6 protein-coding genes are annotated in these 11,009 nt (G+C 62.9%); 2 read left to right on the top strand and 4 right to left on the bottom strand.

Going from position 1 to position 11,009, the window contains the following annotated elements; translation table 11 throughout:
- Positions 1 to 245: 245 nt before the first annotated feature.
- Positions 246 to 2,219, bottom strand: a complete 1,974-nt coding sequence (gene mnmC, locus NPS29_RS28230; RefSeq protein ID WP_274136764.1) for a bifunctional tRNA (5-methylaminomethyl-2-thiouridine)(34)-methyltransferase MnmD/FAD-dependent 5-carboxymethylaminomethyl-2-thiouridine(34) oxidoreductase MnmC — start codon at positions 2,217 to 2,219, stop codon at positions 246 to 248.
- A 155-nt stretch (positions 2,220 to 2,374) separates the two neighbouring features.
- On the opposite strand from mnmC, the gene pap reads away from it, so the two are divergent.
- Positions 2,375 to 3,871 carry a polyphosphate:AMP phosphotransferase gene (pap, locus tag NPS29_RS28235; RefSeq protein ID WP_274136765.1) on the top strand — a complete coding sequence of 499 codons (1,497 nt, stop codon included), beginning with the start codon at positions 2,375 to 2,377 and terminating at the stop codon, positions 3,869 to 3,871.
- A gap of 626 nt (positions 3,872 to 4,497) precedes the next feature.
- Here the strand turns inward: pap and NPS29_RS28240 are convergent.
- From NPS29_RS28240 to NPS29_RS28250, 3 genes are all read right to left on the bottom strand, one after another.
- Positions 4,498 to 5,841, bottom strand: coding sequence for an HlyD family type I secretion periplasmic adaptor subunit (locus NPS29_RS28240; RefSeq protein ID WP_274136766.1), 1,344 nt, complete (start codon positions 5,839 to 5,841; stop codon positions 4,498 to 4,500).
- 12 nt (positions 5,842 to 5,853) lie between these two features.
- Positions 5,854 to 8,028: a type I secretion system permease/ATPase gene (locus tag NPS29_RS28245; RefSeq protein ID WP_400782201.1), complete on the bottom strand. Its 2,175-nt coding sequence runs from the start codon at positions 8,026 to 8,028 to the stop codon at positions 5,854 to 5,856.
- Between the two features lie 75 nt (positions 8,029 to 8,103).
- Positions 8,104 to 9,459, bottom strand: a complete 1,356-nt coding sequence (locus NPS29_RS28250) for a TolC family outer membrane protein (RefSeq protein WP_274136767.1) — start codon at positions 9,457 to 9,459, stop codon at positions 8,104 to 8,106.
- A 422-nt stretch (positions 9,460 to 9,881) separates the two neighbouring features.
- Here NPS29_RS28250 and NPS29_RS28255 point away from each other — a divergent pair.
- Positions 9,882 to 11,009 (top strand): retention module-containing protein (locus NPS29_RS28255; RefSeq protein WP_274136768.1); only part of this gene is annotated, 1,128 nt, incomplete at its 3' end.

The following is an 11,009-nucleotide window of genomic DNA, read 5'->3' on the forward strand; positions in this document are numbered from 1 at the left end:
GCGGCACCTGTAGGAGTGAGCTTGCTCGCGATGAGGGCGGTACATCCGACACATCTCCATCGAATGTACCGGCCATTCGCGGGCAAGCGCGCTCCTACGGTTCCGGGGATGCCGGAAAATCGGGATTCACCGCATGATTGTAGGAGCGCGCTTGCCCGCGACGGCGTCGTGTCAGACACCCCATCCGTCGATGACCCACCGCAATCGCGAGCAAGCTCACTCCTACAGGGATGTGGTCAGGACCGTTATTTGCCGCGAATCAGACTGCGCAACACAAACCGGTTCGGGTGACACGCCTCTGCGACGCTGCGGGGCAGGGGCAGGGGTTCGTTGTCGAGCCAGGCAGCAATCAGTTCGCCCGACAGCGGCGCGGTAATCAGCCCACGCGAGCCATGCCCGCTGTTCACATACAGCCCGTCAAGCCAGAGGCACGGGATGTCCGGCACCTGCCGGGCGTCCTTGCGCAACACCGCGTAGGCCTCCAGAAAGGCCGCCCGGTTGGCCAGCGGCCCGACGATGGGCAAGTAATCCGGGCTGGTGCAACGAAACGCCGCGCGCCCTTCAAGTTGCTCGGCGGGCAAGGCGTCGGCCTGCAAACGCTGACTCAGGTCTGGCGAAATTTCCCGCAGCAACTCAAGGTTGCCCAGGTGCTCGGCGGTCGTCGGCGTCAGGTCATCGCTCTTGAAATCGAAGCTGGCCCCCAGCGTATGCTCACCCAGCCGCCCCGGCGCGACGTAGCCCTCGGCACACACCACCGTGCTCAACGATGCACTGGCCGGCGTCTGCGCCAGGCGCGTGATCTGCCCGCGGATGCGCTTGAGCGGCAAGTCTTCGCTGGCCGGGAAACGCTTGATCTCCGCGGCGCCGGCGAGCACCACCACCGGCGCCGAATCCAGCAGCCGTTCGCCGTCGAATGCCTGCCACAGATCGCCCTCACGGCGCAGCTCGACCACGTCACGGTGGGTCAACAACTGGATGTCTGGATCGCTGGCCTGATGACGGCACAGCGCAGGAGGGTGCACCCAGCCGCCTTGTGGATAAAACAGGCCGCCGCTGTTCAGCGTGATTCCGGCTTTCGCCTCGGCTTCATCCTTGCCCAGCACTTGCAGCAGGTCGCTGGAAAACGCAGCCCCCAGTTGCGCCTGACGCTCGCCTTCCTTGTCGTCGAAGGCCAGTTGCAGCACGCCGCAGCCATCCCAGTCCACACCACGCTCAAGGCGTTCGAGCAGGCGCCGGGTGTGGCCGAAACCGCTCAGTATCAGCTGCGAAAGAGCCGTGCCATGGGCGGACAGCTTCAGGTAGAGCACCCCTTGAGGATTGCCCGACGCCTCTTGCGCCAGGTCCGCATGCCGCTCAAGCAGGCTCACCTTCCAGCCCCGCGCTGCCAGGCTCGATGCCGTCGCACAACCGGCAAGCCCGGCGCCGATCACCAGCGCCTTGCGCTCGCCGCTCGCAGGTGTGGGGCGAGCGAACCAGGGCTTGGGCGTCGCCAGCGGAACATCCTCAGGCCAGCCGATGAAACTGCCCCTGAGCACTTCCCATTTATGGCCGATGCCCGGCACCCGTTTCATCTTGAAGCCCGCCGCATTCAGCGCGCGCCGCACCCAGCCGGTGCTGGTGAAGGTGCCGATGGTCGAACCCGGCGCAGCCAGGCGTGCCAGTTCTGCGAACAGTTCCGGGGTCCACATTTCCGGATTTTTCGCGGGCGCGAAACCGTCGAGAAACCATGCGTCGATGGGCCCGTCCAGCTCCGGCAACATTTCAAGCGCGTCGCCGATCAACAGCGTCAGCATCACCCGTCCGCCATCGAACACCAGGCGCTGAAAGCCTTCGTGGATCGCAACGTATTGCTCCAGCAACTGATCGGCAAAGGTCTTCAGCTCCGGCCACAGCGTGAGCGCGCGTTCCAGGTCGGCCCGGCTGAGGGGGAATTTCTCGACGCTGACAAATTGCAGCCTCGCGCCCGGCGTCGCGCAGGCTTCGAACAATTGCCAGGCGCAGAGGAAATTGAGCCCGGTGCCAAAACCGGTTTCGCCGATCACCAGGCGCCCGTCGGCAGGCAGCGCCGTGAAGCGTTCGTGCAGCTGGTTCTGGGTCAGGAACACGTGACGGGTTTCGTCCAGGCCCGATTCGGTGGAAAAGTACACGTCGGCAAAGGCCCGCGAGTGCGGGTTGCCGCGTTCGTCCCAGTCGATCTGGGCGTGCTGGATAGTGGTCATGGTCAGGCTTAGGCGGGAGCAAGGCCGCTATATTAACCCAGCCTTGGGCCAATCTTGCGCAACCCGGATTGACCCCTGACACGGTTTCGCGGTCATAGCCCTCACTGACTCGCTCGATCCGCTAATCTTGAGCGATCCGACCCAGGGAGTTGTACATGTTCGAATCCGCTGAAATCGGCCACACCATCGACGACGACACCTATCACGCCGCAGTGCCCGCCTTGCGCGAGGCATTGCTGGAAGCCCAATACGAACTGCACGAGCAGGGCAAGCGCCAGATCATCGTGCTGATCAACGGCATCGAGGGCGCGGGCAAGGGCGAAACCGTCAAGCTGCTCAACGACTGGATGGACCCGCGCTTCATCGAAGTGCGCACTTTCGACCAGCAGACCGACGAGGAACTGGCCCACCCGCCGGCCTGGCGCTACTGGCGCCAGCTGCCGCCCAAGGGGCGAATCGGGATCTTCTTTGGCAACTGGTACAGCCAGATGATTCAGGGCCGCGTGCACAAGCGCTTCAAGGACCCGGTGCTGGATCAGGCGATCAATGGTGCCGAGCGTCTGGAGAAAATGCTGGTCGACGAAGGCGCAGTGATCTTCAAATTCTGGTTCCACCTGTCCAAGCAGCAGATGCGCAAGCGCCTCAAGACCCTCAAGGACGACCCCCTGCACAGTTGGCGCATCAGCCCGCTGGACTGGCAGCAGTCCAAGACCTACGACAAGTTCGTGCGCTTCGGCGAGCGGGTGCTGCGCCGCACCAGCCGCGACTATGCGCCCTGGCATGTGATCGAAGGCGTGGACCCCCATTACCGTAGCCTGACCGTCGGGCGGCTACTGCTGGAAGGTCTGCAGAATGCGCTCAAGACCCCGGAAGGCAACACCAACCTGGTCAACCTCGGGCCGTTGCCCAGCAACACCGACGAGTTGAGCCTGCTGGACAATCTGGACATGACCCTGGCGCTGGAAAAGGACGACTATGAACAGCAGTTGATCGCTGAACAGGCTCGGCTGTCCGGGCTGATGCGTGACAAGCGCATGCGCAGGCATTCGTTGGTCGCGGTGTTCGAAGGTAACGATGCGGCAGGCAAGGGTGGGGCGATCAAGCGGCTGGCCGGGGCGCTCGATCCGCGTCAGTACCACATCGTGCCGATTGCCGCGCCCAGCGAGGATGAGCGGGCGCAGCCTTATCTGTGGCGCTTCTGGCGGCAGATTCCGGCGCGGGGCAAGTTCACGGTGTTCGACCGGTCCTGGTATGGCCGGGTGCTGGTGGAGCGGGTCGAGGGGTTCTGTTCCGAGGCCGACTGGCTGCGGGCCTACAGTGAAATCAACGACTTCGAAGAGCAACTGACTGACGCCGGTATCGTGGTGGTCAAGTTCTGGCTGGCCATTGATGACAAGACTCAGCTGGAGCGATTCAAGGCGCGGGAGAAGATTCCCTTCAAGCGTCACAAGATTACTGAGGACGACTGGCGCAACCGCAGCAAGTGGCCGCAATACCGCGAAGCGGTGGGTGATATGGTGGACCGCACCAGCACCGAAATCGCCCCCTGGACCTTGGTGGAAGCCAATGACAAGCGCTGGGCAAGGGTCAAGGTGCTGCGCACGATCAATGAGGCACTGGAGGCGGCGTTCAAGAAAGATGGCAAGAAGTAGCGCCTGACGGCGTGTAATGATCGTTCCCACGCTCTGCGTGGTAGCGGCGTGTTTGACGCTCCGCGTCGACGGGTGACCCTGATATTGGGGACAGATCCATTCTCGTGGTGGCTGGGCTTTAGGATTTCGCCCCTTACGGGCGACTCACTTTCCTTTCGGGGAAAGTAAGCAAAGCCATTGCGACTGGCTGGGGTCCTCCTTCGTCGGACTTCCCTCGACTCCGGCGCCGCTCCGGGGGCACGCTGTGATGGGCCATCCATGGCCCGCACAGCTTTCGCGGCTTCCTGCCGCTCATCCCCCTGCACGACGTCTGCGCTCGGCCTGGCGCCTTTACGTCGCGTTCGGCGGTGTCTGGGCCATCGCACATGAAGATCAAAATCAAAATCTTTGTCACAACTCCGCCCCGTAGCAGCACGGCTTGCCGGCGGGGACGTACTTGAGATCGCCCCCGCCGGCAAGCCGTGCTGCTACGGGTTCTGGGTATGGCGAAAAAACGGAATGTGCCCCAACCCTGTAGGAGTGAGCTTGCTCGCGATGACGTTGGTACATCCAATCTAAATATGTCGGTTGTACCGGCCTCAGCGCGAGCAAGCTCACTCCTACAGGTCTGGCGGCGGGCTAACGCACTACCTTTCGCGCAACGCTTCGGTCCGGGCCTTGAGCACGGGTTTGAGCAGGTAATCCATCACGCTTTTCTCGCCGGTGATGATGTCCACGGTGGCGACCATACCGGGGATGATCAGCAGCGGCTTTTCATCACTGCCCAGATGGTTGCGGTCGGTGCGGACCTGGATCAGGTAGAAGGTGTTGCCCTTGTCATCGGTGGTGGTGTCGGCGCCGATCAGTTCCAGCTTGGCCGGCAGGCCGCCGTAGATGGTGTAGTCATAGGCGCTGAACTTGACCATGGCTTTCTGGCCCGGATGCAGGAAGGCCACATCTTGCGGCCGGACCTTGGCTTCGATCAGCAGGTTGTCTTCCAGCGGGACGATTTCCACCATGTCGCTGCCCGGCTGAACTACGCCGCCGATGGTATTTACCTTCAGCGTCTTGACGATCCCCTTGACCGGCGAGGTCACCGTGGTACGCGTCACGCGGTCGTCGATGGCGATGCTGGTGGCGCTGGCTTTTGCCAGGTCTGCACGCTTGTCGTTCAAATCCTTGGTGGCATCGGAGCGGAAGCTGTCCAGGGATTCCTGGATCTTGCTCTTGATCTCGTTGATCGCCGCTTCCGCCCTCGGAATCGCCAATGACGTCGCGTCCATCTGCCCGCGCGCCTCGGACGCCTTGCCCTTGAGCCGGATGATTTCCACCGGCGACACCGCACCGCTGTTGACCAGCGGCGCCGACATGCTCAGCTCCTGCTGAATGAAACCCAGTTGGTTGCGGTACTGATCCTGCTTGGAGCGAAACTCGGCGACTTCCTGGGTTTTCTGCCGCAGTTGTTCCTGCAAGGTGCGCTGCTCACTGGCCAGGCGACGCTGGCGCGAGTCGTACAGCGACTGCTCATCGGCGGCCACCTGCGGCGCCTTGGCCAGCACCTCGGCGGACGGCTTGAACGGCCGGCCTTCGGACTCGGCCGAGAGCCTGTCGACCTGGGCCATCAGCGTGTATTTGTCGACCTCGCTCTCGCCCTTGTTCGACAGGAATCGCGTGTCGTCCAGGCGCAGCAGGGTGTCGCCTTTGTTCACGATCTGCCCTTCACGCACGAAGATTTCAGTGACGATGCCGCCTTCCAGGTTCTGGATCACCTGAACCTTGCTCGACGGAATCGCCTTGCCTTCGCCCATGGTGACTTCCTGCAGCACGGCGAATTTGGCCCACACCAGAGCGCTGACGATCAGCGCAGCGGCAATCCACACCGTGATCCGCGAACCCCGTGACGAGTCCTGCGCGGCGACGCCGGCGACTTCCGGCATGAACTCGGTATCGACCTGGCGGCCCGGATGAAAATAGCTTTGAGCGGATGACATGATGAACGCTCCTTAAACCGTGGCCGGGCCGACACGGCCCTTGCGCAGTGCCTCGACGACAAGCTCCTTGGGACCATCGGCGACCACCTTGCCGTTGTCCAGCACCACCAGCCGCTCGACCAGGCTGAGCATCGACATGCGATGGGTGACCAGCAGCAGGGTCTTGCCTTGCATCAGGCCCAGCAGTTTCTGGCGCAGCAGGTCTTCGCTGCTGTTGTCCATGTGGCTGGTGGGTTCGTCCAGCAGCATGATCGGTGGATCGAGCAGCAGCGCCCGGGCCAGCAGCACCGCCTGGCGCTGGCCACCGGAGAGCAGTTGCCCGCGCTCGCCCACCGGCCGGTCGAAGCCCAGCGGGTGATTGCGCGCAAGCTCGGTGACGCCGGTCAACTCGGCGACTTCCAGCATGCGAGCGTCGGTGACGTAGCGTGCGCCCAGGGTCAGGTTGTCGCGCAGACTGCCCGCCAGCAACGGCAGGTCATGGGCGACGTAGCCCACTTGCTGGCGCAGGTCGGCGACATCCACCTGACGCAGGTCCAGACCGTCGAGCAACAGTTGCCCATCGTCGGGTGTATAGAAGCCCATCATCAAACGCGCCAGTGTGCTTTTGCCCGAGCCGCTGCGACCGATGATGCCGATCCGCTCGCCGGGTTTGACGCTGATACTGACCTCGTTCAGCGCCGCCGCAGTGCCGCTGCCGCCATAGGCGAAGGTGGCCTTGACCACGTCGATGGCGCCCTTGAGCTGGGTGTGCTGCAACGGGTGCTTGCCGGGCTCGCGTTCCTGGGGCAGGGCCATGAGCGCGTCGGTGCTTTTCATGGTGACCTGCGCCTGCTGATAGCGCGTGATCAGCCCGGCGATCTGCCCGAGCGGGGCGAGCACGCGGCTGCCAAGCATGTAGCTGGCCACCAGTGCGCCGACGCTCAGGTTGCCGGCGATGATGATGTAGACCCCGGCCACGATGGTCGCCATGCCCGAAAACTGCTGGATGAACAGCGTGCCGTTGCTGGCCAGGGCTGAGAGATCGCGGGCATGGCTGTCCAGGCGGGTCAGGGCGCCGTGGGTCGATTCCCATTTGTGCTGGCGCTCGCTTTCGGCGCCGCAGGCCTTGAGGGTTTCCAGTCCGCCCAGGGTTTCCACCAGCAACGCCTGGCGTTCTGCGCCCAGCGCCAGGCTGCGCTCGACGGTGTCGCGCAGGCGCATCTGGATGATCCAGGCGAAGAGGATGGTCACCGGGAAGGCCACCAGAGGAATCACCACCAGCCAGCCACCGAGCAGGCCGATCACCGCCAGCATCAACACGGCGAAGGGCAGGTCGATGATGCTGGTCAGGGTCACGGCGGTGAGAAATTCCCGCAGCCCCTGGAAGTCATGAATGCTCTGGGCGAAGCCGCCGATGGAGGCCGGGCGAGCTTTCATCGACATGCCGGTGATGCGTTCGAACAGGGTCGCGGAGAGGATCACGTCGGTCTTCTTGCCGGCCTGATCCAGCAGGTGCGCGCGCACCAGGCGCAGGGTCAGCTCGAAACCGGTGCCGATCAGCAGCCCGATGGCCAGTACCCACAGCGTCGAGGTGGCCTGGTTGGGCACCACGCGGTCGTAGGTCTGCATCACGAACAGCGGCACCATCAGCCCCAGCAGGTTGATCATCAGGCTTGCCAGGATCGCGTCGCTGTACAGCCAGCGCGACAGCTTGAGGGTGTCGCGAAACCACGCGTTGACCCGCGGCACCAGCGGTGTGCGCAGGTTTTCCAGTTCGTGGCGGGGGCGGGCGAACAGCGCCTGACCGGTGTAGAGCGCGTCCAGTTCTTCTCGGGTGACGCGCTGTTCGCCGCCGTCGGCTTCGCTTGGGAGGATCAGCGCGCGGCCGTCTTCTTCCCAGCGCAGCAACACCGCGCAACGGTTGCCCTTGAGCAACAGCAGGACGGGCAGGTTGAGGCGGTCGATGGCGTCGAGCTTGCGACGCAGGACGCGGCCCTGGAGCCCTGCGCGGGCAGCGGCGCGGGGCAGAAGATCGACGGTCAGTGCCTGCTGTGCCAGCGGCAGGCCAGCGCTGAGGCTGGTGCGGCTGGCGTTGCAGTCGTGAAGCCGGCACAGGATGAGCAGGCCATCGAGCAGCGGGTCGTCGAAATTCGAACGTGGGTCGAACGGTTGCGATGGTTCTATGTGGGGCAGTTCCATGCTGGTCACAGACTTCTCCCGCGCTCACGCGCTACTACGTTACTTCAAGTCGGGCGGCTTCAAGTCGGTCTACTTCAGGTTGATCTATTTCAGGTCCGGCAGCCGCGCATCGCTCTTGACCTCGGTCAGGGCGACTGCGGCAGTCGGCAAGACGACACGCGCCTTGTTCAGCAGCTCGCCCTCGGTGGCCAGCACGCGGTACATCGAATATTCCTCGGTGTAGCGCAGCTCGGTGTAGCGGCGGGCGGCGTTGTAGAGCTCGTTTTCGCTGTCCAGAAGGTCGAGCAGGGTGCGCTGGCCCAGGCCGAACTGGTCCTGATACGCGGCGCGAACCTTGGTCGTGGTTTCGGCGTATTCCCGGGCGATCGGGGTCTGGGTGCGGGCGTTGTTCATGGCATTCCAGGCCAGCGACAGGTTCTCGTTGAGCATGCGCAGCGCGTTGTTGCGGATGTCCATGGCCTGGCCGGTCTTGTAGGCGTTGGAGTTCAGGCGCGCCTTGTCACGATTGCCGTTGAACAGGTTGTAGTTCATCACCACTGCCGCTCGCCATTCGTTGTCGTGGCCTTCTTCGCCGGCGATGTTGTTGTTCGCGCCGACGGCCAGCTCACCGTCGAAGCGCGGATAGAACGGCGACTTGGCGATCTCGTACTGCTTCTCGGCGGCATTGATGTCGGCCTGGGCCGACTTCAGGAAGGAGTTGTTCACCAGCATGCTCTGCTTGGCGTCGTTGAGGCTGGTGGGTACTTCGCCCTTGATCGAGGGCGGCGCTTCCAGTTCGTCGGGCATCCTGCCCACGGCGCTGAAGAAGTTGGCCTCGGCGTCTGCCAGGTCGACCTGGGCGGTGTAGAAATTGTTCTCGGCCAGGGCGCGACGGGCCTTGGACTGATCGCTGTCGGCGTTGCTGCCGATGCCGCGGTTGGTGCGCAGGCCGATCTGGTCGTTGATGCGCAGGTGCGCCTGCAGGTTGTTCTTGGCCAGGTCCAGCAGCTCGCGGCGCTTGAGCACTTCCAGGTACACCTCGATGGCGCGCAGCGCGAGGTCTTCCGATGTGCCGCGCAGGTAGTACGCGCGGGAGTTGACCACCGCCTGGGTGCGGCCGACTTCGTTCTTGGTGTTGAAACCGTCGAACAGCATCTGGCGCAGGCGAAGTTCGGACTGGGTGTAGTTCAGGGTTTCTTCGTTGTGATTGCCGAACGCCCGGGTGGTGGGGCTGTCGGTGTGCTCACGGCCATAGGCGGCCACCAGGTCGACGCTGGGCAGGTAACCGCCCTTGGCGATCTTGACATCCTCATCGGCAGACAATCGGTTGTTCACGTTCGAGTGAATTTCCGGGTGATTGTCGATGGTGGTCTGAATCGCCTGATTCAGTGACATGCCGTGCGCCTGGGCGCAGGCGACCGCCAACACAACTGCACTGTAAAGCGGGGTCAAGTCGCGCATGAGCTTCTCCGTGATTTTGTTGTCGTGCCGAGTTCGCCAAAAAACCGACGATTCCTTCGGTGAAGACCGTATCAGGTTTGTAACATCAGAGCTAAACACAAGTTTGCAAAAAGCTCAGACGTTTTTTTCATAACCCTTATTCCAAAAAAAACTTATGCCATTTGCCTGTTTCAAGAGATGGTTGCTTGCAGGGAAATGCCTGTAAACAAGGTTTTACAAGCATCTTACGATTGTTATGGGAGTTTCAGCGGAAATTTGACGGCGTTCGATCAAGTGGTTTTTCGAGCAAAAAACTTGAAAAAATTCAGCGACATAAATTTGTCGTTTGATGCTGGCTCCAAGCCATTTATGTACGCCGTTCGAACAGTTCTTGTTGGATTCGTAACATTTTCTGATCCGGTATGCGTAGCTAGGGAGTGGATATGGCCAGGTTGATCGGTACGGTGAAACAGGTAGTCGGGGACGTTTTTGCGGTGGCCAGCAACGGCACCAAGCGTCTGGTGATCGAAGGCGACAGGGTCTACGCCGGCGAATCGCTGGAAACCGGACCAACGGGCGCGGTGGATGTGAGGCTGGCCAAGGGCGGTGAGCTGACCCTGGGCCGGGACAGCAGCATGGCGCTGACGCCGGAGATCCTCGCCAATCACGCCACGCCTATCGTCACCCCCGATGCCGTGGCGCCGAGCCAGCAGCAACTGGCCGACGTGCAGCAGGTGCAGAAGGCAATCGCGGCGGGCGCCGACCCGAGCAAAGTCACCGACGCCCCGGCTGCCGGCAATGCCAACCCCGGCGGCTCGCCCACTGCGCTGGGCGGCGGGCATACCTTCGTGCTGCTGACCGAAACCGCAGGGCATGTGGATCCGGTGATCGGCTTTCCGACGGCCGGTCTGAATTCCACCTTCATCATCCCCGAGCCTGAAGTGGGCCTGCTGGTCAACGGCTCCGACAACGGCAATCCGCCGCCCGTCATCACGCCGCCTCCCGTTGAACCACCGCCAGTCGAGCCTCCGCCGGTCGAGCCGCCACCTCCCGTCATCGACAATGGCGTGACGCTGGGCAGCAGCGATGTGACCCTCAACGAAGCCAATTTCGAAAACGGCAGCGCGCCCAACAGTGCCGCGCTGACCCAGACCGGCACCCTCAAGGTCACTGCCGCCGACGGCCTGCAGACCCTGAGCATTGGTGGCATCAACGTGGTGACCAATGGCGTGGCGATCACCGGGCCGCAGTCGATCACCCTGCCATCGGGCAACACGCTGACGATTCTGGGATACAACCCGGCCACCGGCGAAGTCACCTACAGCTATACCCTCAACGGCCCTGAAACCCACAACCAGGGCGACGGCACCATCAACAACGAACAGATCCCCGTGCATGCGGTGGACAGCGATGGCGATGTGGCCGACGGCAGCATCAACGTGCATGTGCTCGATGACGTGCCCCACGCCAACCCGGATATCGGCTACGTGCTGGAAGGCGGGGAGACCAGCGGCAACATCCTGGCCAACGACACGGCCGGTGCCGATGGTCCAGGTGCGGGCGGGCTGATC

It is taken from the genome of Pseudomonas putida (assembly GCF_028682175.1).
Lineage (GTDB): Bacteria > Pseudomonadota > Gammaproteobacteria > Pseudomonadales > Pseudomonadaceae > Aquipseudomonas > Aquipseudomonas putida_AD.